Raw genomic sequence first — 23,714 nt, forward strand, 5'->3', positions numbered from 1 at the left:
AGTTCATCTCGATACACGCTCCGAAGAAGCCTGTGTCCGCCGACGGCGCGAACACCTTTCCCGTCGACTACATGTGCAAGAAACTCGACGTGTCCCGACAGGGCTACTATGCGTGGAAGAAACGCGGCCCGTCTCGGAGGGAGAAGGACGACGCCACCTTGTCGACCATGATCAGAGCTGTTTTCGACCGTCACGAGGGGCGGTACGGCGTGCGGCGGATCTTCCACGAGATCCGCCGCCAGGGCGTCGCCGTCGCCTACAAGCGGGTCCAGCGGCTGATGGCGACGATGGGCCTGGTCAGCGTGCATCCGCGTCCCCGCCGGCCGGTGACGACGGTGCAGGCCGCGGACTCCTCATCGCTGCCTGATCTTGTCGGCCAAGACTTCGCCGCGTCCGCACCGAACCAGTTGTGGTACGGCGACATAACATATATTCGCACCTGGGATGGCTGGGTGTACATGGCCTCCGTCATCGACGCGTTCTCTCGGAAGATCGTCGACTGGGCGGTCGCCGATCACATGCGCACCGAACTCGTTCTCGACGCGCTTCGTATGGCCGTCACCCGCCGGCGGCCACCCGGCGGCGTCATATTCCACGCCGACCGAGGCGGTCAGTACACCAGCCGTGAGTTCGTCGCCTTCTGTCGCGACAACAACGTCCGAAACTCCGTCGGCCGTACCGGGATCTGTTTCGACAACGCCGCGGCGGAGTCCTTCTGGGCCACCCTCAAGAAGGAGTTCGTCCACCTCCACCCGTTCGATACCATAGACCGCGTCCGGGCGGGGATCTTCGAATATGTCGAGATCTACTACAACCGGCAGCGGTTGCACTCCTCGATCGGCTATCTCACGCCTGTCGAGTTCGAGGAAGAATTTGACGGACAAACACTTCGTGCTGCATAGTTAGGACTGTCCACGAAAGTGGGAACCCTCCAGTGTACGGGGCCTTGGCCGGCGCGCTGTTCCTGCTGCCCATCCAACTGCAACAGGTGGCCGGTTACACCGCTTTGCAGGCTGGCATCTCGCTACTGCCGTTGACCGCCATCATGCTCGTGCTGTCGGCGCGCTCCGGTGCCCTCGCCGCGCGCATCGGCCCGCGGTTGCAGATGAGTGTCGGGCCGATCCTCGTCGGCGCCGGTCTGGCACTGTTCACCGGAATCGGCCCTACCGGCGGCTATGCGACCGAGGTGCTGCCCGCCGTCACCGTGCTGGGGCTCGGGCTCGCCACCACCGTGGCGCCGCTGACGGCGACCGTGCTGGCCGCCGTACCCGCCCGGCACGCCGGCATGGCCTCGGCCGTCAACAACGACGTCGCCCGTGCCGCCGGCCTCATCGCCGTCGCTGTGCTGCCGTCCGCCGCCGGCATCACCGGCGCCGCGTACCTTGATCCCCGCCAGTTTTCTGCTGGATTCCACACTGCGTCGCTCATATCCGCCGCGCTCTGTGTGCTTGGTGGTGTGCTCGCCGCCGCGACGATCCGTGGACCGCATCCGGCCGCTGTGAGGCCCCGACCCGGACGCCGGTTGCACTGCCCCCTGGACGCGCCACCAGCATCTCGATCGTGAGCGTGTTTTGCGGTCCCGGGGTTTCAGGCCCCGCCGGGGTGGTACCGGGTTCCGGTAGGTGGGAACGCGGTGATGGGCGGCGGACTGGCCCAGCATGAGGCGGAAGCTGTAGTGGTTCTGAGCGGAGAGAATGTCTCGGGATGCTCCCTGGCGGTATGAGCTGGTTGTGATGATTCATCACTCTAATCTGCGAGTTGTCCTCTCCGTATCTGTGCGGTGATTCGCCGCATCGCACGGCGTGTGGTGTGCACGGGAGTGCTGCCCGGCTTTCTCGGGTGTCAGCTCGTGTCCGTTGCTACTTACCGTTACGTTTTTCAGTGGTCATCGGTATCTCTGGTGCTGCCGTGGTGCTGCCGAACGGATTGGATCGGGCCGACCCACGGCGGGACGGAGAGAGACTGGTCAAGGTTGCGGATCTGCTCTGGCCAGCCGATATAACATATCGTGACGATAAATGGTATATTGCAACATCGCGGGGGCGGTTCTCATAATCCGTCGGTCGTGGGTTCGAGTCCCACCCGCCCCATGCGCTGGTTTCGGCTGCTTGCTGATCTGTGATCGGCTTCGTCGCCAGCCGTTATGTCTACCCGGGGCGACCCCCGAGCCCGGTGCCGTGGGCAGGTTGGCGCGCAGCGTGTCGAGCGACTTCGGAACGGCAGAGGGAGTTGTAACAACGGAGGATCTCATTCAGCCGCTATCGCTCGCGGTGATGAGCGGTAGCCGTTGCCGCTGGTTGAGGGCGTGTGCGTAGTGGTCGAGTCTCCCCTCGGATGCTCGACTTCGGGTGATTTCTGTGCTGCGGGGCAGCACCTTGGTGTCTCGCTGATGTCTGCCCAGGAGGCCGGGCCCCCTGGAACCCTGAAGGTGCGGTGACCGGCAGGTCAGGCGCTGGCTGAGGTGGCGGTATTACCTCGGCCTTGTCCACTGGGCCGATCTCGGTGAGGGCGGTCAGTATGTCGCCGAGGGCCTCGACCAGGACGGCGATCTCGCCTCGGCTCATCCGCCGGTTGCTGTCTGTGGTGGCTTCGCGGAGGTGGCGTTCGGTGGCTGCCCGGTTGGCCTGGGTCTGGGTGATCCAGTTTGTGACGATGACGGGGTTATGCGGGCGTCGAGGGCGGCTCGGTAGCGGGTGAGTTTGGTTGTGCAGTCCGTGATGGTCTGACGTGTCCGCTGAGCTCCGTGGCCTGGTTCTGGCTGGTGGGAACGTTCTGGGTGGCGGTCATCGCTTCGAGGGTGTCGGTCAGCCGTGGTGGTGTGAGGCTGCTGGCGAGCCAGGTGTCGAGGGTGGGCCGTGAGGTGCTGTTGCCTCTAGTGTCCTGAGTCGTTGATTCGCTGGCAGTAGGCGGCGAGGGTCTCGAGGATCTCGTCGGCGGTCTTGGCCCAGACGAACGGCTTCGGGTCCTTGTTCCAGGCGTTGATCCATCGGCGGATGTCGGCTTCGAGTTCGACGACCGAGCGGTGCGTCGATCGGCGCAGCTTGCGGGTGGTCAGCTCCGCGAACCAGCGCTCGACCAGGTTCATCCACGACGCCGAGGTCGGGGTGAAGTGCAGGTGGAAGCGGGGGTGGCGCAGCAGCCAGTTCTTCACCGCCGGGGTCTTGTGGGTGGCGTAGTTGTCCAGGACCAGGTGCAGGTCGTAGCCCTTCGGGACCGAGGAGTCGATCAGCTTGAGGAAGCGCAGGAACTCCTGGTGACGGTGCCGCCGGAAGGTCTGCGCGATCACCGACCCGGACGTCGGGTCGAGCGCGGCGAACAGGCTGGTCGTGCCATGGCGGACGTAGTCGTGGGTCATCCGCTGCGGGGTACCCGGCATCAGGGGCAGCACCGGTGCCGTGCGATCCAAAGCTTGCACCTGCGACTTTTCGTCGACGCAGAGCACGATCGCCTTCTCCGGCGGGTCGAGGTAGACCCCGACCACGTCACGGACCTTGTCCACGAACAGCGGGTCGGTGGACAGCTTCCACGTCTCGACCAGATGCGGCTTCAACCCGAACGCCCGCCACATCCGTGACACCGTCGACTGCGACAGCCCACTGGCCCTCGCCATCGACCGCGATGTCCAATGGGTATCGCCGTTCGGTGGCTTCTCCTCCAACGTCCTCGCGATCACCGCCTCGACCTGGGCGTCGGTGACCTTCCGAGGCGCTCCCGGACGTGCCTCGTCTGACAGGCCCTCCAGCCGGTCGACCGCGAACCGCTCCCGCCATTTCGCGACCGTTCCCCGGGTGATCCCGAGCTCGGCCGCGACCCCCGAGTTCGTCCCACCGTCCGCGCAGGCCAGCACGATCCGCGAGCGCAACGCCAGCGCCTGCGCGGTCTTCCGCCGTCGGGCCCAGCCCTCCAGCACCGCACGCTCAGCAGACGACAACTCGATGGGATCCGCGCTCGGGCCAGGCACCAGCCCATTCTATCTGCACACGAATCAACGACTCAGGACACTAGAAGCCCGGCGGGACAGCCGTGCGTTCCGCCGGCCGATGAGGCGCGTGTGGTTGAAAGGCGGGAGATCATCTGAAGTCGAGCTGGTCTGTGATTCTTTTCATGTTCCGCGTTGTATGTTTGGATTTCTCGACAGTTGGATGTCTTTCCTGGCTGGGAGTGGTATGCGGAAGCGTGTAACGGCATCGATGCTGGTTCTGCTTTGTGGATATTCGTAGTTGCCCTGAACTGCCTTCTGGCTATCCCATGGAATGGTGACTTTTTCTCCCGATCGAGGCTGTGATCCGCGGCCGCTTGGTGAGTGCCAGTGACCACGATCCGGGCCGGCTGGGATGGCCCCCTACGCACCCGAGCCGCTGACAACCCTGGTGAGGAATGCCAGAAGAAAGCGGCGGGACCGACCGCTTCCGGGTCGGCGACGCCAGCAGGGCGAACAAGTGAGCCGATGTCGTGGCGGTGGTCCGTCGAGGTTGTCGATGGACCGTCCGGTCAGGCGTTGCGGGCGGAGCGTGCGGCGGCGCTTCGCGAGGCCTTGGCGGCTTGGGCGGCGGCGGAGGCCGCTTCCGGGAGCGCCGCAAGCAGCCGACAACCGCCCAGGCCGGAGCCGTAACAGCGGGAATTCCGCGATCATCTTCCGTTACATCTGATTCCCTGCCAGGTGGATCGGATCCATTTTCCAGGGCGCGATGGGAGGAAGATGACGAAGGCTAGAATTGTCCTCGACAGGTGCTGGTGAGGGGAGCGTGGGATGGCGCAGATGCCGGAGGCGTTTGGGTCGTTGCGGTCGCGTTCGACTAGGCCGTCGGTGCGGGGCTGGGCGGGTCTGCGGGTGGCGTTTCTGGGTCGGGTGTCCACGAAGGACCAGCAGGATCCGACGTTGTCCCTGCCGCGCCAGTTGCACAACGCCACCGCCGCGCTGCCGTCGGGGGTGCGGCTCGTCGCGCATTTTTATGATGTGGAGTCCGGCCGGAAGAATCTGGATGCTCGGGGGTTCAGCCGGGCGCATGAGCTGTTCGATATTCCCGTTCCCCGGGATGGTGGGATCGCGGATCTGTTGGCGGAGGCCAAGGGGCTGTCGCGGCGGTTCGACGCGGTGATCTGCGAGTCGATCGAGCGGGTAGCCCGGCGCACCTACTACGACACCCGGGTCGAGCATGAGCTGGAGCAGGCCGGGGTGGTGCTGCTGGCCGCGGACGAGCCGATGACGCTGTCGCGGCTGCGGGCGACCACGGTGTTGACCCGGCGGGTCAAGCAGGGGGTGGCCGAGTGGTACGTGCTGGAGACGTTGGAGAAGTCCTGGGACGGGTTCTGCGAGCATACCGCGCAGGGCTGGAACGTGGGACGGCCACCGTACGGCTATCTGCCGGAGCGGATCCCGCATCCGGTGCCGGCGCGGCGGGCCGAGGGACGGACCAAACACCGGCTGGTACCGGACCCGGTGCGGGCCCCGGTGGTCCGGCAGATCTTTGCCTGGCGGATCGCGGAACGGCTGGGGTACGCGGCGATCGCGGATCGGCTCAACGCCGACCTCGACCGGTATCCGCCGCCGATGCACATCGATCCGCGGCGGCGGCGGGACGCGTGGGGCCGGTCGTCGGTGCGGGAGATTCTGGTCAATCCGAAGTACACCGGCTACATGGTGTGGAACCGGCGGGGGACGAAGAAGGGGGGAGCGATCAACCATCCGGACGTGTGGGTGTGGTCGGCCGAGCCGGTGCATCCCCCGCTGGTCAGCCAGGCCGATTTTCTGGCTGCGGCCGCGGTGGGGGTGGAGCGGTTCGGCAGCCGGTCGGGTAATGGTGCCAACAGTGCGCATCCGCAGACCAGGCGGAGCTATCTGCTGCGGGGGATGGTGGTCTGCGCGTTGTGTGGCCGGCGGATGGTCGGGAAGTCGCGGGCGGCGCGGGGCCGGCCGGACGCGCTGCTGTACTACGTCTGCGAGGCCCCGCGGAACCACGCCGACTTCACCGAACGCTACCCGGAGCATCCGCGTGGGATTCTGCTGGCGGAACGGCGCCTGCTCGCCGGGATCAACGACTTCCTCAACACCCGGCTGCTCGGCCCGGATCGGCTCGCGCTGCTGACCGCCGAGATCGACCATGCGGCGGTGGTAGAGCAGGACGATCGGGTCGCCCGCCGGGCCGCGTTGCAGCGCACCCTGGCCGATATCGCCACCCGGCAGCGGCGGCTGCTCACCACGCTGGAAACCCAGGATGACCTTACCGGGGCGGTGTTCTCTCACGTGCAGCAGCGGATCGCGGAGCTGGACGTGCAGCGGCGGGCCGCTCAGGAGGCGTTGGACGAGCTCGACGCCCAGGATGCCACCGTGGCAGCCGCTACTCCCGATCTTGGCTTGTTGGGGCGGGTGCCGTTGGGCCGGTTGGACGTCGCAGATCTTCCTCAGGCGACCGCGCGGCGGCTGCTGGACGCCCTCAGGCTGAGGATCCGCTACGACAGGGCGGCGAATCAGGCGCAAGCGCAGATCACGCTGGACGTTGAGACCGCGGACGCCCTGGACTCCACGATCATCCGTACCGACGTCCCCAGCGAAGATCGCCTACATGGCGGGAGCGCGTTTTCCCTTCCTCGTTGTGCCCCCGGTGGGATTCGAACCCACACTGTCGGTGGTTTGAGCACCGTCTCTCTGCCGTTGGAGTACAGGGGCCGGCAGCCACGGTTCGCGGACGCTGGGTCTTGAAGTTGCTGGCGAACCGGTCAATATGCAGGTAGAGCTTCCTCCATGACTGTAGCCGGGTAAGGTGCGGATCGACCGACCGCCTCACATCACGGCGGGTCAACAGTGTGATCCTAGCCCTGCGAGCCCAGGAGTCCGACTCGATGAGCCAGCCATCCTCGACCCCCCGCCGGGTGCTGATCGCCGAGGACGAGGCGCTGATCCGCCTTGATCTGAGGGAGATGCTCCAGGAGGAGGGCTATGAGGTGGTCGGTGAGGCCGGGGACGGCGAGGTGGCGGTCAGCCTGGCCACCAAGCTGCGTCCCGACCTGGTCATCCTCGACGTCAAGATGCCCCGGATGGACGGGATCGACGCCGGCGCGCACATCGCCAAGGAGCGGATCGCGCCGGTGGTGATCCTGACCGCGTTCAGCCAGCGGGACCTGGTGGAGCGGGCCCGGGACGCCGGGGCGATGGCCTACGTCGTCAAACCGTTCCAGAAGAAGGACCTGCTGCCGACGATCGAGATGGCGATGAGCCGGTTCACCGAGATCGTCAGCCTGGAGGCCGAGGTCGAGGATCTGCAGGGCCGGCTGGAGGCCCGCAAGATCATCGAACGGGCGAAGGGGGTCCTGCAGACCGAGCACGCCATGACCGAGCCGGATGCCTTCCGTTGGATTCAGCGCACGTCGATGAACCAGCGGCGCACGATGCGGGCCGTGGCCGAGGCCGTGCTGGCCGGCGACCTCCTGCCCGGTGAGGCACTGCCCGGAGCGTGAGCACGGCCCGGAACCTGCTCGGGCGGAACGTGCTCGGACGGCTCACGGCCGTGCTCGGACGGCTGTTCGTCACCGGGCCACGACGGCGGCTGTTCCGGCTACTCGCCGGTGTGGTCGCTGTGATCGTGGCCCTTGTGGCCGTTCTCGCGGTGGCGCTCACGGGCGGTTCGCCGGCGGACGGGCCGTCCGCCACGCGGACCAGGACGGCCACGCTCGGGTTGATCGCACCGCTGTCCGCGGACCGCGCATCCGTGGGTACGGCCGTGCGCAACGCCGTTCGCCTCGCGGTCGACGAGGCGAACGTCCAGGGCACGATCCCGGGCTGGAAGGTCCGGCTGAGCGTCCAGGACGACCTGTCCAGGCCGGATGGCGGCGCCCGCGCCGCGGGGACGCTCGCCGCCGACGAGAGCCTGATCGGCGTGGTCGGACCGCTGAGCTCCACGGTCGCGATGGTTGCCCTGCCCACTCTGGACGCCGCCGGGATCGCGGTGGTCTCACCGTCCAACAGCCAGCCCGAGCTGACCGGCATCACCCCGTCGGCTCTGTCGGCCTCGTCGACCTCATCAGTCGTACCGGCCTCGCCAGCGGCCCGTGGCCGGCCGTACCGGACCTATTTCCGGCTGAGTGGGACGGATGTGCTCGCGGCCCGGGACGCCGCCGAGTACGCCGTGCGGGTCATCGGCCGCCACCGGATCGCGGTGGTCGACGGCGGCCCGGACTTCGGTACCTCGCTCGCGCAACGGTTCGCCACCGAGGCCACGCGGCTCGGCGCGGCCGTCACCGGGACACACCGGGTCGACGGCAGCGCCGACGACACGGCCGAGGTCGAGCAGGTGGCCCGCTACCTTCGCGCCGAGGCCCCGGACCTGGTGTACGTGGCGACCGGCCAGGCCTTTGCCGGGAAGCTGCGCGAGGAGCTGGCCGAGCACGGCCCGGCCGTGTCCATCCTGGGCTCCGACGGGCTGTTCGACCCCCACTACCCCGAGCAGGCGCGGGATGCCGCCGAGGGAGACCTGGTCGCCGATCTCGGCGCGCCCCTGTCCGCGTTGCCGGCGGCCGGGCGGTTCGCGGCCGCCTACCTGGACCGCTGGCCGGCGGAGAGCGACAGCGACAGCGCCGGGGGAGGCGACCCGCGAAGTGGTGAGCCGCACGGCGGCGAGCCGGGCCGTGACGCCCCGGCTGCCGGCGCTCCGGCTGGTGGCGGTGCTTCGTCTGCTGATGGTCCGTCTGCTGTCAGTCCGCCCGGTGGCGGTTCGGCCGGTGGTAGCCCGGCGGCGGCCGGTCCGGCTGGTGACGGCCAGGCCGACGGTGGCGGTCACGCCGTCGTGTCGGCCTCGCCGGCCGCGTCGCCGGCGCCGGACGTCGACGTGATCCCCTCGGTCGCCGCCTACGCCTACGATGCGGCACAGGCGTTGCTGCGGGCCGCGGCCGGTGTCCTGCCCGGCCAGGACACGGTGGACGAGGCCGCCAGGGCGGCGATCGTCACCGCGGTCGGGCAGGGCCGTTTCCCCGGTGTCACCGGCGACGTCGGCTTCGACGCCTGGGGCGATCCGCTGACGTCGGTGGTGACCGTCTACGAGATCCGAGGCCAGCGCTTCGTCCCCGTGTGGGTTCACCGCTCCGAGTAGCCGCGGGCCGCCGCGGTCAGGGGTGGTGGCCGGTCGCGGACATGTCGTGGGGTGCGGTGGGGTCCCCGGCGGCTGCGGTGACGTGGGCCCGCTGCTCGGGCAGGGCCGGCGGGCCGATCAGCTGCTTGCCCTCGACGTCGATGTCGGGCAGCAGCCTGTTCAGCCATGCCGGCAGCCACCAGGCGTGCCGTCCCGCCAGGGACATCACCGCCGGTACCAGGGTCATCCGCACCACGAACGCGTCCACGAGCACGCCGAAGGAGAGCGCGAAGCCGATCGACTGGATGATCGCCTGATCGGACAGGATGAACCCGGCGAACACGCTGATCATGATGATCGCGGCCGCGGTGACGACCCGGGCGCCGTGCCGGAAGCCGGTGACCACCGCGTCGTCCGGTTCAAGGCCGTGGACGAACTCCTCGCGCATCCGGGTGACCAGGAAGACCTCGTAGTCCATGGCCAGGCCGAACAGGACACCGATGAGGAAGATCGGCAGGATGCTGACGATGGGACCGGTCGTTGCGACGCCGAGGACGTCCATCAGCCAGCCCCACTGGAACACGGCCACCACCGCGCCGAACGTGGCGACGACGCTGAGCAGGAAGCCCGCGGTCGCCTTCAACGGCACGAGGATGCTGCGGAAGACCAGGACGAGCAGCACGAACGCCAGCCCGACGACAACCGCGAGGTAGGGCAGGAGCGCGTCGGAGAGCTTCTCGGACACGTCGATGTTGATCGCGGTCTCGCCGGTGATCGCGGTGCTGGCGCCGGTGGCGGCCCTGATCGCCGCAGCCTGGCCACGGATGGTGTGTACCAGGTCCTCGGTGGCGGCCTCGCTCGGCCCGGAGGTGGGGGTCACCGACAGTGTCGCGGTGTTGCCGGCGGGGTTGAACGTCGGCGCGGTCACCGCGGCCACGCCGGGCAACGCGGTGACGGTACGGGAGACCTCACCGACGGCCGTGCGCGGGTCGGCGCTGGCGGAGCCGTCCACCACGAGCAGCAGCGGGCCGTTGAAACCCGGCCCGAATCCGGCGGTGAGCTGGTCGTAGGCCCTGCGCTGGGTGCTGTCCGGCGCGGCCGTGGCGTCGGTGGGCAGGCCGAGGCGCAGATCGGCCGCGGGGACGGCGAGCAGGCCTAGAGCCAGCACGGACAGGACGACGGCGATGGCGCGGCGCCGCACGATCAGGCGTGCCCACCGCTGGCCCACGGTGGGGCCGCCGCCGTCGCCCTCGGGGTCGCGGGCGCGCAGCCCGGGGATGCGCCCGCCCAGCAGCCGCCGCCCGGCGAAGCCGAACAGGGCGGGCAGCAGGGTGAGCGCGACGATGACGGCGACGGCGACGGTGCCGGCGGCGGCCAGCCCCATCGACGTCAGGAACGGGATGCCCACGACCGAGAGCGCGGCCAGCGCGATGACGACGGTCAGGCCGGCGAACACCACCGCCGAGCCCGCGGTGCCCACCGCGCGGCCCGCGGCCTGCTCGCCGTCGGAGCCCAGGGAGAGTTCGTGCCGGTAACGGGAGGTGATGAACAGCGCGTAGTCGACCCCGACCGCCAGGCCGAGCATCAGGGCGAGCGTCGGGGTGCTGGAGCTGACGTTGATGAACCCGGTGGCGATCTGGATGCAGCCGATGCCGATCATCACGCTCAGTAGCGCGGTGAGCAGGGGGAAGCCGGCCGCGACCAGCGAGCCGAAGGTGATGACGAGCACGACGGCGGCCACGACCAGGCCGATGACCTCGGTGGCGCTCTGTTCGGGTTGCCCCTCCACCGCGGTGCCGCCGAACTCGACGCCGATCCCGGCGTCGCGGGCCACCCCGGCGGCGGCGAACAGGCTCTCTCGGGCCTCGTCGGTGATTTCACCCGGCTGCACCTTGTAGGTGACCTGCGTATAGGCGGTGCGCCCGTCCTGGGAGACACCGCCCCGGACGAACGGGTCGCTGGCCTGGGCCACCTGTGGCGCCTTGACGATCTTCTGGACGGCGTCGGTGACGGCCTGTCTGCCTGCCGCCTCGGTGAGCGAACCGTCCGTGGCGGTGAAGACCACGCGTGCGGTGGCCGCGTCGGCGCCGGCGCCGGGCATGCGTTCCTGTAGCAGGTCGACGGCCTTCTGGGACTCGGTCCCCGGGATGGAGAAGGTCTCGGAGGTCGGGCCGGACAGGGTCGCCGCGCCGGCCCCGATGAGGGCCAGCACGAGGACCCACAGGGCGACGACCAGCCGTCGGCGGCGGTAGGCCGCGCGCCCGAGCCGGTACAGGTAGGTGGCCAACGGATCTTCCCCTCGGGTCGGTAGGGCGCTGTGGATGGGTGCCGCTTGCCAGCGTCGCTAGCCGATCGGCAGGTATTGTCAAAAGATGAAGCTAGCCGTCCGTCTAGGAAATGGCAAGCTGATCGGCTAGTTACCAACCTGCCGTCCGGCTAGCATTAAGATCGACGAAAGCGCGGAACACGCCGATGCCCGTGCCCGTCGCGCGAGATGATGGCCGGCGGCGGCACCCAGATCGCTCGTACGGACGGGAGCAGTCGGACGGACAGCCCGGGCCAACCAGGGTCTCCAGGGCGCGGCCCGGACGAGTGGACAGGCAGGACAGCGCGGGTAAGTGGGCGGGTAGACGGGCAGGCAGGACAGACAGGCAGGACGGACAGGAGGTCGAAGGCGGTGGCGACACAGCTCGAACCGGCAGTCCCTCGAGAGGGGACGGGGCGGAAGAAGCTGCTCGCGGCGGCCCTGGACCTCTTTGCCGAGCGAGGCGTCAGCGGGACGTCACTACAGATGATCGCGGACGCGCTCGGTGTGACCAAGGCCGCCGTCTACTACCACTACAAGACCAAGGACGACATCGTCCTCGCGGTGGTCAGCCCGGCGATCGAGGAGCTCGCCGCGATCGCGGGTGAGGCCGAGCGGAAGCGCTCCCGTACCGCCCAGGTCGAGACCGTGCTGGTCGGCATCGTCGATCTGATCGTCCGTAACCGGTCCCTCTACGCCGTTCTGCAGGGTGACCTCACGGCCATACACATCCTGCGCGAGCACGGGGCGTTTCCCGAGCTGAGCAACCGGATCCTGGCGCTGATCGTGGGGCCCGATCCCGATCCCGGCACCATCGTGGCCGCGAGCATCCTGCTCTCCGGGCTGCACGAAGCCGGGTTCGGCCCGCGGGTCGCCGGCATCGGCGACGAGGAGTTGCGCGGCCACATGCTCGACTGTGCCCGACGCCTGCTCCGTCACCGCCGCCCGTCCGCCGCCACCGCCTGACGCCACCCGGCGCCGCCGGTGGGGGAGCCCGCCGCGGAGGTGTGACGGACGGGCGGGGGAGGGCGGCGGCCTGCGCGCCGGTGCGGAACCCTTCCTCGGACTATCCCCGGTAGTTGCTGAAATCCTGCCGGACGGCCGGGGGCAGCGCCTCGTCCGGCGCCACCGGCCAGTGCCGGGGCGAGGGCCCGAGCGTGTGCAGCCGCGCCACCTGCAGGCGACACCAGGGTGATATCTCCAGAGAACCGTTCAGGACGCCGTCGGAGAACGTCGACCATGGCGTCCAGTAGGCCTCGGCGACCTCTTCCGGATTGATCCGGAAATCGCCCGAAACCTGCGTGAAGAATACCGGGCAGATCTCGTTCTCCACAGTGCCGTCGGTCATCACGCAGCGGTAGCGAAACGTTGGTAAGGCCAGGTCGATGCGCTGGACACGCAGGTTCAGCTCTTCGGCCAGCCGCCGTGAAACGGCCGTCCGGAAATCCTCACCAGGAGCTGGATGCCCACAACAGGTGTTGGTCAACACCCCTGGCCATGTTCGTTTCGCATAAGCGCGCCGGGTGACGAGTATGCGGTCGGCGGCATCGAAAACATAGCAGGAGAATGCCAGGTGCAACGGTGTTCGAGGGCCGTGGACGGTGGCTTTCGGGGTGACTCCGACCGCCTCCCCGGATGGGCTGAGAAGAACGACGAGTTCCGCCGCCGCGCCGGCCGCAGCGTCCGATCCGTGGGAATCCGGTGCCGCTGACGCCCGGGCATGCGGTCGAGAATGACTCATGGAAACAATGGTAACAGTACCCGCCGGCCGCCGTTCGTGCCCGGACGCATTTCCTGAATCGGAGAGCCAGGGCCTTGTGACAATCGGTGCCCCGGCCGTGCCCCGGCCGTGCCCCGGCCGTGCCCCGGCCGTGCCCCGGCCGGCGGGGATGCCGTGCGCGCCGCGTCATGCGTGCGCCGGCAGCAACGCCGTCCTACGCCGTCACGCCGTCAGCCGTCACGCCGTGGGCGGGAGCGGCGGCGAGTCCGAGCTCGCCGGCGCCCAGGGGCGCGAAGAAGCTGGCGACGAGGTCGTCACCGACCTCGGCCAGGGTTGCCGGCGACCAGCGGGGGTTGCGGTCCTTGTCGACGACCTGGGCCCGGATGCCCTCGGCGAGGTCGTGCGAGTGCAGGCAGGCGCTGGAGACCCGGTACTCCTGGTCGAGCACCGCCTCCAGGCTGGGCAGCTCGGCCGCCGACCGGAGCGCACGCAGGGTGACCTTGAGCGCGGTGGGTGATCTTTTTGCGATCTCCTTCGCCGCGGCCGCGGCCGGCCCGCCGTGGTCGTTCAACCGGTCCAGGATCTCCTCGACGGTCCGCGCCGCGTAGCAGTGGTCGATCCAGCTCGCCTGCGCGGCCAGCGCACTGGCCGGTGGCGGCTCGGCGAAGGAGCGGACCACATCGACCGGATCCCTGTCGTCACCGCTGCCCAGCGCGGCGGCCAGCGCGCCGAGCCGGTCGCTGGGCACGTAGTGATCGGCCAGCCCGTGGTGGATGGCGTCGGCGCCGGATATCCGCGCGGTGGTGAGCGCGACGTGGGTGCCCGACCGGCCTGGCATCCGGGACAGCAGATAGGTGCCGCCGACGTCGGGCACGAGACCGATCGCGACCTCGGGCATGGCGACAAGGGAGCGTTCGGTGACCACCCGCACGCTGCCATGCGAGGAGACGCCCACACCCCCGCCCATGACCAGCCCGTCCATCAGCGCGACATACGGTTTCGGGTAGTGGCTGATGCGGGCGTTGAGCCGATACTCGTCGACCCAGAAGTCCAGGGCGGTGGTGCCGCCGGAGCTGACGTCGTCATAGATGGACCGGATGTCACCGCCGGCGCACAGCCCCCGCTCGCCGGCACCGTCGATCAGCACCGCCCGGATACGCTCGTCGTGCTCCCAGGCGGTCAGAGCGTCGGCGATGCGGCGCAGCATGCCGTGGTTGAGCGCGTTGATGGCCCTCGGCCGGTTGAGGGTGATCCGGCCCAGCCGGCCCCGGACGGTGAACAGCACGTCGGTCATTACGCTCCTCTGGCCGCCAGCGGGAGACGGACGGCCCGCGCAGCAGGAAGTCCGGCCCCACACAGTAGGAAGTCCAACGAGGCCCAACGATGTCGGCTGGTACCACCAGGGCTCAACCGATACCGCGAAGCACGAGCGTCGGAAGTCCGCCCGCCAGCGCCGGTGTGAGCCGCCCGGCCGTCCGCGGCCCGGCCGTCCGCCGTCCGGAGCGTGTCAGGCTGGTTACCCATACGTGTTCATTGACGTCAAGAGGGTATGTCCGTATTCTGACGAAGTTTTGTGACGGTGGTCGGAAGCCGGTGGGAACCCGGCACGGTCGCGCCACTGTGAACAGCCGTGACGGATCTGTACGGACGGCTGTGAGTCAGACCTGACGCTGTCACGTCCATCTGATGGGACGCGCCATCCCGAGGAGGTCCGCACGTGACGCCCGTTCGCCGGTCCGCCCGCTTCCGCACCGGTTCGACGGGCCGGCATCACACCGTCCGGTCGAGCATCATCCCACTCCGCTGTTTTTCCGCGGCATTTCCGTCGCGCCTGTCGCGTGCCCTTTCCGGCGGACTCCCGTTCCCGCCGCGTGCGCCGTCGTATGCGGTTACCGGTGGGGTTCGTATATCCGTGACCGGCCTGCCGGGGTCTGTTGCATTCAGCGGGGTCAAGACATGCCAGGCCCTCCGAGCCGCTGATCAGACCGCCAGTGCGAGCTCGGTGAAGGCAGCCGACAGCCGCAGGTGCGGGTCGGTGTCGACGCCGAGTTCATAGTGGCCGCGGCGGATGTTCTGCACGAAGGCGTGCCCGGAGCTGACCGTCTGCGCGGAGCGGAGGTGTTTCAGTCCGCGCATCGGCCGGAGCCGTGCCTTCAGCTGGCTGTGATCGGATTCGATCCGGTTGTTCGCCCGCCGGGTATCAATGTGGTGGGCGTCCGGCAGTATCTCGTCGAGCACCCGCCGGTAGGCGGCAGCCTTGTCGGTGGTCACCTCGACCGGCCGGCGGCCATGCGAGAGCGCTCGGGTGAAGAAGCGGCGGGCCGCGGCCGGATCCCGATGCTCACTGGCGGGGACGTCGATGACCTGCCCGAACTGGTCGATCGCCCGGTACAGGTAGATTCACCGGCCGGAGACCTTCACATACGTCTCATCGACACACCACCTGTCCCCCGGAATGTGCCGGCAGGGCCGGGCGGCATCGATCAGCAGCGGGGTGAACCGCTGCACCCACCGGTAGACAGTCACATGGTCAACGACCAGGTCGCGCTCGGCGAGGAGTTCTTCGACGTCCCGGTACGACAGGCTGTAGCGGAGGTACCAGCGGACCGCCAGCACGATCACCTCCGGCGGGAACCGGAACCCGGTGAACTGAAGAGACGGGGACCGGTGGACGGACGGCACGTCGACGCATCCATCGATCATGACTGGCGGAACGCCGAGACGGCGGACATCGCCTATGCAACAGACAGTGCCTCCACGGTGGTGAGCACCGCCGTCCACGCCGCGGATCCGCTGATCTGGAAGACGAGTATCGGCAGCAGGACGGCTGACACCGCGCCGCCGGACAGCGACACCGTGCGCGCGCACCAGAACCGCACGAAGGCCGCGTCGCGGTACAGCGACGCGGCCTGACGGTGGTGCGTTTTTGCGGCCCTGGCCGCCTCATCAGCCCCCAGGTTGCGTGGCCTCATCGGTACCGGTGGCGGCAGGCGCCCGGCGGTACCGATGAGGCGGCCCGTGCGGTGGCCGCGGCCCGGGACGCTGCCGGCCGGCAGCGGTGGTCACCAGCCGGCCGGCCACGGCCGGGTCAGCCCTGGCGGGACTGCCGGGCCGCGGTGTAGCGGGCCGCGACGTCGGCCCAGTTGACGATGTTCCACAGGGCGGTGACGTAGTCGGCCTTGACGTTCTTGTACTGGAGGTAGAAGGCGTGCTCCCAGGCGTCGAAGACCAGCAGCGGGGTGCTGCCGATGCCGACGTTGCCCTGGTGGTCGTAGACCTGCTCGATCAGGAGCCGGTCGGCGACGGGCTCGTAGGACAGCACACCCCAGCCGGAGCCCTGGATCGTGCTGGTGGCGGCGGTGAGCTGGGCCTTGAACGCGTCGAACGAGCCGAAGTCGTTGGCGACGGCGTCGGCGAGGGCGCCGTCGGGCTTGTCGCCGCCGTCGGGGGAGAGGTTCTGCCAGTAGAGCGAGTGCAGGACGTGACCGGAGACGTTGAACGCGAGCGTCTTCTCCAGGCCGACGATGGCGGCGAAGTCGCCCTTGTCACGGGCCTCGGCGAGCTTGTCGAGGGTGGTGTTGGCGCCGGCGACGTAGGCGGCGTGGTGCTTGTCGTGGTGCAGTTCCAGGATCTCGCCGCTGATCGACGGCTCGAGAGCGGCGTAGTCGTAGGGCAGGTCGGGCAGTGCGTAGGTCGCCACGGGTGTGGAGTCCTCTCATCACGGTGAGATATGGGATATGTGCGGGACGGAACGCTGTGGATCCGCTCCTGGTCCTTGGGGCCTGACGCTACGCGGTACCCGGCGCTCCACGGGCGCCTGGCTGGCCGGGATGCGTGCGCAGGGCCGTTGACAGGGTGGCCGGGGGCCGGTCAGGGCGGCGGCTCGGCGACGTAGGCCCGCTGGATCGCGGCGAGCACGTCGCGGGGCCCGCTGTCCGGACCGGCGCGCTCGGCCAGGTGGTCGAGGGTGATGCCGCACAGCGTGGACAGGCCGAGGACGAGTTCGGCCACGGCCGCCGCGGGGTCCGCGCGGTCGGCGCCGTCGGCCATGACCCGTTGGACACTGGTCCAGAAGAAGCCGGGGTCGTCGGCCGAGTCGGTGTAGGCGGTCATGACCTCGATTGCCACCGGCAGGCATCCCCCGGGGCCGCTCCCGATGTCACGCATCGCTACTCCTTGTCGTCAGCGTCGTCTACAACGATGCCTGTCGCGGCGTCCACGGGCGCTGTTACGAACGTCATCGTGAAGTACTTGCAATGAACCTGTAACCGTGGCTGTCCCCAACGGGAGGACGACCGCCACATGTTTCCTATTCATAACTATGGGTAATAATTTGCTATATGTGCCGATCGGAGCCGGCCTCGTCGCCGAGCGTGCCGCCTCCTCGTGGCCGTGCTGAAGCTCCCGTGAAGCCTCCGCTACGTTCCGCCGCGCTCCGTTGCGTCCCACGCGTCACGTCGATGACGAACGACCGGACGATGGCGGCACCATGCAATCCATTATCTCCTGCAAGTATCTTGCAGCAGGCGGTGGGGATGGTTAACGTCCGCAGGCGCATCCACCCCCGTCGGCGCTGCCGGGGCCCTCCGCCAGGAAGGATTCCGCCATGGCTGCCCAGATCGACACCTCGCCCACGGCACGGTTCACCCGCATCCGCCGGGCGCTCGGCCCACGGGAGTGGGCGAGCGTGGCCGGCATGGCCGGCGTCATCATCGGGCTGCACGTGATCGGCTGGTTCGCTCTGATCGCGATCGTCGCCCCGCGGCACTACCACTTCGGGGCCGACGGCCAGGTGTTCGGCATCGGCCTCGGGGTCACCGCCTACACCCTGGGTCTGCGCCACGCCTTCGACGCCGACCACATCGCCGCGATCGACAACACCACCCGCAAGCTGATGACCGACGGCCAGCGGCCGCTGTCGGTCGGGTTCTTCTTCTCCCTCGGCCACTCCACGATCGTCTTCGCGCTGGCGTTCCTGTTCGGCATCGGGATACGTTCGCTGGCCGGGCAGGTCGAGGACGACGGCTCCACCCTGCACGCCGTCACCGGCTGGATCGGCACCACCGTCTCCGGTGGCTTCCTCTACCTCATCGCCGCGATCAACTTCGCTGTCCTGCTCGGGATCCTGAGGGTGTTCCGGGACATGCGGCGCGGGCACTATGACGAGGCCGCCCTCGAGGAGCAGCTGAACTCCCGCGGCCTGATGAACCGGCTGCTCGGCCGCGTCACCAGGGCGATCACCAGGCCGTGGCAGATGTACCCGCTGGGCGTCCTGTTCGGTCTCGGCTTCGACACCGCCACCGAGGTCGCGCTGCTGTTCCTGGCCGCCGGGGCCGCCGGGGCCGGGCGGCCCTGGTACGCCATCCTCGTGCTGCCGATCCTGTTCGCCGCGGGCATGAGCCTGCTGGACACGATCGACGGGTCGTTCATGAACTTCGCCTATGGCTGGGCGTTCTCCAGGCCCGTTCGCAAGGTCTACTACAACATCATGATCACCGGGCTGTCGGTCGCGGTCGCCTTCCTCATCGGCACCGTGGAACTGCTCGGCATCCTCGCCGAGAAGGCGAGCCTCACCGGCGGTTTCTGGGACTGGGTCAGCGGCCTGGACCTCAACCTGCTCGGCTACTTCGTCGTCGCCCTGTTCGTCCTCACCTGGGCGGTTGCGCTGCTGGTGTGGAAGTACGGGCGCATCGAGGAGAAGTGGTCCGCCGACGGCGGTGAGCATGCCCGACAGGCCGAGCCCGCGGGCTGATCTCGGCCGGCCGCGCGCCCGGCATACCCGCTGTCCCGGCAACGGCTGAGCCTGCCCGCCTGCGCGCACGCGCCCGCCGGCCGGGCGGGCTCGACGAGTGGCTCGGCGGGCAGGTTCGGCAGCTGGGCGCGGCGGGCAGGTCATCCCGCAGCCGGACGGACTTCATCCCAGAGGGTGATGCGGGCCACGTTCTCCCGGAATATCGTCTTCGGCTGTGTAAAGAATGATTTCGGCGGACGAGGATCTGTTCCGTGCAGGGCGAACGTGCGGGGTACCGCGGGCGGACGACGTGGAGGACCGGGTGGTCAGGGCGTTTGTGGTCGTCGGTGTGACGCGACGGGCCCAGCCGGTGGACGCCTGTTCGTCCGGCCGGCCGGCCGGCTCGTGTCGACCCCGGCCAGAACGCGTCGGCCGGGTCCTGCCGGCTGCTGTGGCGGGCTGTTGTTATCTGTTTCCCCGGGTGGGCTGACATTTCCCGGGAAGGCTGGCGCTTCCCGGGAAGGTTGATATTTCGGAGTCCTGAGATTTTGTTCCGGCTTGCGAAGGCTCGTGCAAGGACAAGGAGAAATCGTGGCGCACTACAATTTCGGAATCAAGTGGCTGAAGGCGTTCCGGGAGAGCGCTGAGGCAGTCTCCAAGCTCTACGCCGACGACGGTTTCATCTTCGAAGACGTGATGCTTGACCAGTACAACATCAACAACAAGCCGGACCTGCACCGCGTTTTCGGCCCGTACGCGAACAAGGACCCGGAGAACGGCATCGGCATCCACAACTTCCGGATTCGTTCCTACATCGGCGACGAGCGGGTGGGTCTGCTCCGCTGGGAGTGGAGCCCCGAGCACGCCGCGGTCTTCCTCGGCCTGGACGTCGCGGGCAAGCCGTTCGGCACCCAGGGCCACACCTTCCACATCTACAACGAGCAGGGTCTGATCACCCGCGAGTCCTCCTGGTGGGACGCGTCCGCGGTGCTGCGTGCGGTCGGGCCCGTCAGCCCCACCAAGAGCCTGACCGGCACCAAGCCCGCCGTGGTGAAGACCTCCAGCGGCGCCCCCTTCATCCGGGCGGCCAGTGGCCTGGAGCACGCCCAGCGGTGGGCCGCCGCCCTCGGCAGCGACACGGCCGCCCTGGCCGACCTGTACGCCGACTACTTCACCGTCGAGTGGACCAAGGTCGACGACCACCTCGACGACACGGTCACCGACCGCGAGACCCTCGTGGAGCGGCTGGGCGGGATCGCCAGCGGGGAGAACGGCACCTACACCTTCACCCCCACCGCGTGGTTCGGCGGGGCCAACGACAGCTACGGCCTCATCCACTGGAACGTCCGGATCGAGGGGGCCACGACCTACCGCGGCCTGCCCACCAGCGGCAAGACGCTGGAGACTGTCGGCTCGACGTTCCACCAGTTCGACTCCGAGGGAAAGATCATCCTTGAGTCGACCTACTGGGAGGACAACACGGTCTTCGAGGCGCTCGGTGTGCCGGTCGTCCGGCCGCACTACTGGGACGAGAACTTCGATCCGGCCAGCCTGCTGCCCGGATAGCACGGGGTCCGAACACACACCCGGTCGCTGATCGCGACGGGATGCGAGCGGGACCTGCGGCGGCGGTGCCAAGCGGGGATTCGAGATCCGGTGACAGAGCCGGTCCGGATACCAGCGCAGCCCGCCGCCTGTTCGCGTGCGCGCACAGTTCGCGGGCCGCGGCCCCGGACGTCCCCGTCCAGGGCGTGTCCGACGGATGGTGGTCGACAGCCGATGTGGGCGCCGCCCGCGCGGTCGAACATCCGTCAGGCACATCCTGGCGCCATGCTCACGCCTGAAAGCCCTATTTATACGTCGGGTGCGTCGGCTGCTCGGTCCAGATGGTCTTGCCCAGGCGGCTGTAGCGGCTGCCCCACCGTCGGGTCATCTGGGCCACCAGGAACAGGCCACGGCCGCCCTCGTCGGTGCTGCGGGCATAGCACAGCCGCGGCTGGGTGAAGCTGGCGTCCGAGACCTCGCAGACGAGCAGGTCGTCGCGGATCAGCCGGACCCTGATCGGGCCCTGCGCGTACCGGATGGCGTTGGTGATCAGCTCGCTGACGACCAGTTCCGTGCTGAAGGACAGGGTGTCCAGGCCCCAGGCGGCCAGCTGTTGGGTCGTGAGGTTGCGGACCTCGGCGACCACGGACGCGTCGGCGGGAAACTCCCACTCGACGACGGCCTCGGGCACCACGGTACGGGTACGGGCGAGCAGCATGACGATGTCGTCCGCGGGCGGGGCCGAGGAGACGTCGCCGAGGAGTTTCTGGCCGATGTCGTCCAGAGACTGTTCGCTTTCGTAGAGTGATCCCAGACGCTCGTGGAGCCAGTCCATTCCCTGGGTGACGTCGCGGTCGTGCCGGTTGAGCAGGCCGTCGGTGTACAGGGCGAGAACGCTGCCGGGCGCCAGCGCGATCTCGGTGACCTCGAAGGGCATCCCGCCCACGCCGAGCGGCGGCCCGGGGGTGACGTCGACGAAGTCGACCTTGCCCTCCGGCGTCACCACGGCCGGCGGCGGGTGCCCGGCGCTGGCGATCGCGCAGCGGCCGGCGACCGGGTCGTACACCGCGTAGACGCAGGTCGCGCCCACCGTGTCCCACCGGGCGGGGCCGGCCTCGCTGGCGAGACGCTGCACGAGGTCGTCGAGGTGGGCGAGCAGCTCGCCGGGCTCGAGGTCGAGATCGGCCAGGGTCTGCACGGCGGTGCGCAGCCGTCCCATGGTGGCGCTGGCGGGCAGGCCGTGCCCGATGACGTCGCCGACGACGAAGGCCACCCGCAGCGAGGACAGCGGGATGACGTCGTACCAGTCGCCGCCCACCTGGCGGCCGCGGTCGGCCGGGATGTACCTGCCGGCGGTCTCGGCCGCGGTGGTGTCGGTCCTCGCCTGGGGCAGCAGGGCCCGCTGCAGCGCGATGGCCGCGCGGCGCTCGCGGGTGTACCGGCGGGCGTTGTCGATGCTCAGCTCGGCACGGGAGGCGATCTCCCGCAGCAGCTTGCGGTCGTCCCGGTCGAAGACCGGGGTCGAACCGGTCCGCCACACGCTGACGATCCCGAACAGCAGGCCGCGGACGTACAGGGGCGCGCTCATCCCCGAATGCGCGTCCAGCGGGACCATCGCGTCCGTGAAATCGCCCGCGTAGGGAACGACCTCCGCCCGGTTGGTGGCCATCAGAACCTTGCCGCGCTGCAGGCTGCGGATTTCAAACCCGTCCGGGAACGACGGGACCGGCATGCCCGTCCGGATGAATCCGGGATGCCAGGAACCGTGGTGACGGACCGCGGCGACACGTCGCAGGCGCAGCTGCCCACCGCCGAATGTTTTCGGCGGCTCGTCGCCGGCCCGCACGGCGTCACTGAGATCGACCGTGGCCACATCGCCGAGGGCGGGGACGAGGACCTCGGCCAGGTCCTCGGCCGTGTGGTCAACGTCCAGTGAGCGGCCGATGCGTTTGGCAGCCGCATAGAGCAGATACAGATCGTGCGGGTTCTGCTGCTGTCCGGTCATATCAGATCCATGGCACATTCCAACTACGTCGCATGAAACACGATCGCGATGCCAGGCCTCCGTATCGTGGTGAAGGAGCACACGCCCGGCTCATGGGGCGACGCCGCAGAATACCATCCGATACGGTTTCCCGGCCGATTCACCGGCGGCTCCCACCGGGATATTCTCAGCTGTCCGAACCGAGCGGTCACGCGGCCGGAGACGCAGCGCGCAACGCGGCCGGGGGCGTGTCCTGCGTGTACGTCCGGTACGCACGGGGGCTCCTTCGGATCGGTCGACCGGGACCGGGGTCGGTGCTTGGTCGGCGGTACCGCCCGTTCGGCCCGCTCGGTGGCCAGAAGAGCGGGTAACCGCCTATCGGGATCCTTCCCGGGCCTGTTGGAGCAGAGCGCTGGAGCGGGCGGAAGCGGGTGGAAAACAGAGGCTCGTCGACGGGTCGGGGTCGGACTGCCGTAATCCTAACGATGTATGGTTTTTGTCGCCTGTGGGCGGCTGTGCTCCTCCTGTTCGCTGTCCGCCCCCGGTCGGCCCGGGTAGCGGTCAGGTCTGACTGTCAAACGGCCGGTGGGCGGTAGTGTCCGGTACATGCCCCCATCCCGGCCTACTTCCCGGGCAGCCGCCGCCGACGGTGCCGAACCCACGCGGCAGAGCGCGGGCCCGGGCGCTGGTGCCACGGTGGCACCGGGCCCGGTGGCCCGAGGCGGCCAGCGCACCCACCGGGAGCGCACCCTGGACAGCCGCCAGCGCATCCTCGACGCGACGGTCGACTGCCTGGTGCGGTACGGGTACGCCGGCACCACCACCCTGGTGATCCAGGCGGAGGCCGGGGTGTCCCGGGGTCGGCTGCTGCACCACTTCCCGTCCCGGGAGGTGCTGCTGGTCGCGGCCACCCAGCACCTCGTGACAACCCGGCTGACCACCACCTGGGAGCACTTCGGCAAGCTGCTGGACGAACTGCCCGACGGCGCCGCCCGCCTCGACCGGGCCGTGGAGATGATGTGGTTCACCTTCCACCAGCCGTACTTCTGGGCGGCGATGGAACTGTGGACGGCGGCCCGCACCAACGAGGCCCTGCGGGAGGCGCTGGCCCCCGCCGAACGCCGGCTGGGGGCGGCGATCCGCACCGCCGCCGAGGGGGCGTTCGGCCCGGCGCTGGCGTCCCGGGAGACCTTCCCGCAGGTGCGGGAACTGCTGATGACGAGCATGCGCGGGGCCGCGATGACCTACGGGTTCGATCCGCGCACGGCGGCGAGTGACCCGCATCTGCCCCAGTGGAAGCAGATGGCTCGCCAACTGCTCGGCCTGTGAGGCCTCCGGCGGTCTGCCCGGGCGGGTACCAGGACCCG

At 69.0% G+C, this 23,714-nt stretch carries 16 protein-coding genes, 1 tRNA gene and 2 pseudogenes; 10 read left to right on the top strand and 9 right to left on the bottom strand.

Going from position 1 to position 23,714, the window contains the following annotated elements; all coding sequences use genetic code 11:
- Positions 1-11 precede the first annotated feature (11 nt).
- Both FSYMDG_RS10320 and FSYMDG_RS10325 read left to right on the top strand, forming a co-directional pair.
- The gene (locus FSYMDG_RS10320; RefSeq protein ID WP_237703126.1) at positions 12-902 is read left to right on the top strand and encodes an IS3 family transposase; all 891 of its coding nucleotides are present in this window, start codon (positions 12-14) and stop codon (positions 900-902) included.
- Between the two features lie 32 nt (positions 903-934).
- Positions 935-1,564, top strand: a complete 630-nt coding sequence (locus FSYMDG_RS10325; RefSeq protein WP_432763265.1) for an MFS transporter — start codon at positions 935-937, stop codon at positions 1,562-1,564.
- A gap of 1,308 nt (positions 1,565-2,872) precedes the next feature.
- Here the strand turns inward: FSYMDG_RS10325 and FSYMDG_RS10330 are convergent.
- Positions 2,873-3,961, bottom strand: coding sequence for an IS630 family transposase (locus FSYMDG_RS10330; protein WP_013871712.1), 1,089 nt, complete (start codon positions 3,959-3,961; stop codon positions 2,873-2,875).
- Positions 3,962-5,203: 1,242 nt separating this feature from the next.
- Here FSYMDG_RS10330 and FSYMDG_RS30060 point away from each other — a divergent pair.
- Positions 5,204-5,950, top strand: a pseudogene (locus tag FSYMDG_RS30060) (recombinase family protein); the annotation flags it as partial.
- Positions 5,951-6,594: 644 nt separating this feature from the next.
- On the opposite strand, the gene FSYMDG_RS10340 reads toward FSYMDG_RS30060, so the two are convergent.
- Positions 6,595-6,667 (bottom strand) — tRNA-Leu (locus FSYMDG_RS10340).
- Between the two features lie 173 nt (positions 6,668-6,840).
- On the opposite strand from FSYMDG_RS10340, the gene FSYMDG_RS10345 reads away from it, so the two are divergent.
- Positions 6,841-7,455 carry an ANTAR domain-containing response regulator gene (locus FSYMDG_RS10345; protein ID WP_013873459.1) on the top strand — a complete coding sequence of 205 codons (615 nt, stop codon included), beginning with the start codon at positions 6,841-6,843 and terminating at the stop codon, positions 7,453-7,455.
- Entirely contained in the window at positions 7,452-9,083 is a 1,632-nt protein-coding gene (locus tag FSYMDG_RS29410; RefSeq protein ID WP_013873460.1) for a branched-chain amino acid ABC transporter substrate-binding protein, read from the top strand. Before FSYMDG_RS10345 ends, FSYMDG_RS29410 begins: the two co-directional genes overlap by 4 nt.
- Before the next feature lie 16 nt (positions 9,084-9,099).
- On the opposite strand, the gene FSYMDG_RS10355 is transcribed toward FSYMDG_RS29410, so the two are convergent.
- Entirely contained in the window at positions 9,100-11,349 is a 2,250-nt protein-coding gene (locus FSYMDG_RS10355) for an MMPL family transporter (RefSeq protein WP_013873461.1), read from the bottom strand.
- 390 nt (positions 11,350-11,739) lie between these two features.
- Here FSYMDG_RS10355 and FSYMDG_RS10360 point away from each other — a divergent pair, with 390 nt between their 5' ends.
- Positions 11,740-12,333: a TetR/AcrR family transcriptional regulator gene (locus FSYMDG_RS10360; protein ID WP_013873462.1), complete on the top strand. Its 594-nt coding sequence runs from the start codon at positions 11,740-11,742 to the stop codon at positions 12,331-12,333.
- Positions 12,334-12,433: 100 nt separating this feature from the next.
- On the opposite strand, the gene idi is transcribed toward FSYMDG_RS10360, so the two are convergent.
- The 3 genes and pseudogenes from idi to FSYMDG_RS10375 form a co-directional block, all read right to left on the bottom strand.
- Complete coding sequence (gene idi / locus FSYMDG_RS10365; RefSeq protein ID WP_013873463.1) at positions 12,434-13,108, bottom strand: isopentenyl-diphosphate Delta-isomerase; 675 nt, start codon at positions 13,106-13,108, stop codon at positions 12,434-12,436.
- Between the two features lie 193 nt (positions 13,109-13,301).
- Positions 13,302-14,381 (bottom strand): enoyl-CoA hydratase/isomerase family protein, encoded by a 1,080-nt coding sequence (locus FSYMDG_RS10370; RefSeq protein WP_013873464.1) that lies wholly within the window; start codon positions 14,379-14,381, stop codon positions 13,302-13,304.
- A gap of 686 nt (positions 14,382-15,067) precedes the next feature.
- Positions 15,068-15,779, bottom strand: a pseudogene (locus FSYMDG_RS10375) (IS6 family transposase).
- Here FSYMDG_RS10375 and FSYMDG_RS26815 point away from each other — a divergent pair.
- Positions 15,755-16,000: a hypothetical protein gene (locus tag FSYMDG_RS26815; protein ID WP_043603410.1), complete on the top strand. Its 246-nt coding sequence runs from the start codon at positions 15,755-15,757 to the stop codon at positions 15,998-16,000. The pseudogene FSYMDG_RS10375 and the gene FSYMDG_RS26815 sit on opposite strands and share 25 nt — an antisense overlap.
- 175 nt (positions 16,001-16,175) lie before the next feature.
- Here FSYMDG_RS26815 and FSYMDG_RS10385 read toward each other — a convergent pair whose 3' ends face one another.
- A complete protein-coding gene (locus tag FSYMDG_RS10385; protein WP_013873466.1) occupies positions 16,176-16,787 on the bottom strand; it encodes a superoxide dismutase in 612 nt (203 codons plus the stop codon).
- 170 nt (positions 16,788-16,957) lie between these two features.
- A complete protein-coding gene (locus FSYMDG_RS10390; RefSeq protein ID WP_013873467.1) occupies positions 16,958-17,254 on the bottom strand; it encodes a hypothetical protein in 297 nt (98 codons plus the stop codon).
- A gap of 439 nt (positions 17,255-17,693) precedes the next feature.
- Here FSYMDG_RS10390 and FSYMDG_RS10395 point away from each other — a divergent pair, with 439 nt between their 5' ends.
- Positions 17,694-18,839, top strand: a complete 1,146-nt coding sequence (locus tag FSYMDG_RS10395) for a HoxN/HupN/NixA family nickel/cobalt transporter (protein ID WP_013873468.1) — start codon at positions 17,694-17,696, stop codon at positions 18,837-18,839.
- Positions 18,840-19,409: 570 nt separating this feature from the next.
- Positions 19,410-20,384, top strand: a complete 975-nt coding sequence (locus FSYMDG_RS10400; protein WP_013873469.1) for a hypothetical protein — start codon at positions 19,410-19,412, stop codon at positions 20,382-20,384.
- A gap of 283 nt (positions 20,385-20,667) precedes the next feature.
- Here the strand turns inward: FSYMDG_RS10400 and FSYMDG_RS10405 are convergent, their stop codons facing one another.
- Positions 20,668-22,368: an ATP-binding SpoIIE family protein phosphatase gene (locus tag FSYMDG_RS10405; RefSeq protein WP_165001421.1), complete on the bottom strand. Its 1,701-nt coding sequence runs from the start codon at positions 22,366-22,368 to the stop codon at positions 20,668-20,670.
- Positions 22,369-22,953: 585 nt separating this feature from the next.
- On the opposite strand from FSYMDG_RS10405, the gene FSYMDG_RS10410 reads away from it, so the two are divergent.
- Positions 22,954-23,676, top strand: coding sequence for a TetR/AcrR family transcriptional regulator (locus tag FSYMDG_RS10410; RefSeq protein ID WP_013873471.1), 723 nt, complete (start codon positions 22,954-22,956; stop codon positions 23,674-23,676).
- Positions 23,677-23,714: the final 38 nt, after the last annotated feature.

It is taken from the genome of Candidatus Protofrankia datiscae, assembly GCF_000177615.2.
In the GTDB taxonomy this organism is placed as follows: Bacteria; Actinomycetota; Actinomycetes; order Frankiales; family Frankiaceae; genus Protofrankia; species Protofrankia coriariae.

Bases quoted from the DNA above. Each gene is read 5' to 3' on its own strand.
- FSYMDG_RS10345 (WP_013873459.1), top strand. From the start codon at position 6,841: ATGAGCCAGCCATCCTCGACCCCCCGCCGGGTGCTGATCGCCGAGGAC.
- idi (WP_013873463.1), bottom strand. From the start codon at position 13,108: ATGAGTCATTCTCGACCGCATGCCCGGGCGTCAGCGGCACCGGATTCC.
- FSYMDG_RS10370 (WP_013873464.1), bottom strand. From the start codon at position 14,381: ATGACCGACGTGCTGTTCACCGTCCGGGGCCGGCTGGGCCGGATCACC.
- FSYMDG_RS10390 (WP_013873467.1), bottom strand. From the start codon at position 17,254: ATGCGTGACATCGGGAGCGGCCCCGGGGGATGCCTGCCGGTGGCAATC.
- FSYMDG_RS10395 (WP_013873468.1), top strand. From the start codon at position 17,694: ATGGCTGCCCAGATCGACACCTCGCCCACGGCACGGTTCACCCGCATC.
- FSYMDG_RS10405 (WP_165001421.1), bottom strand. From the start codon at position 22,368: ATGACCGGACAGCAGCAGAACCCGCACGATCTGTATCTGCTCTATGCG.
- FSYMDG_RS10410 (WP_013873471.1), top strand. From the start codon at position 22,954: ATGCCCCCATCCCGGCCTACTTCCCGGGCAGCCGCCGCCGACGGTGCC.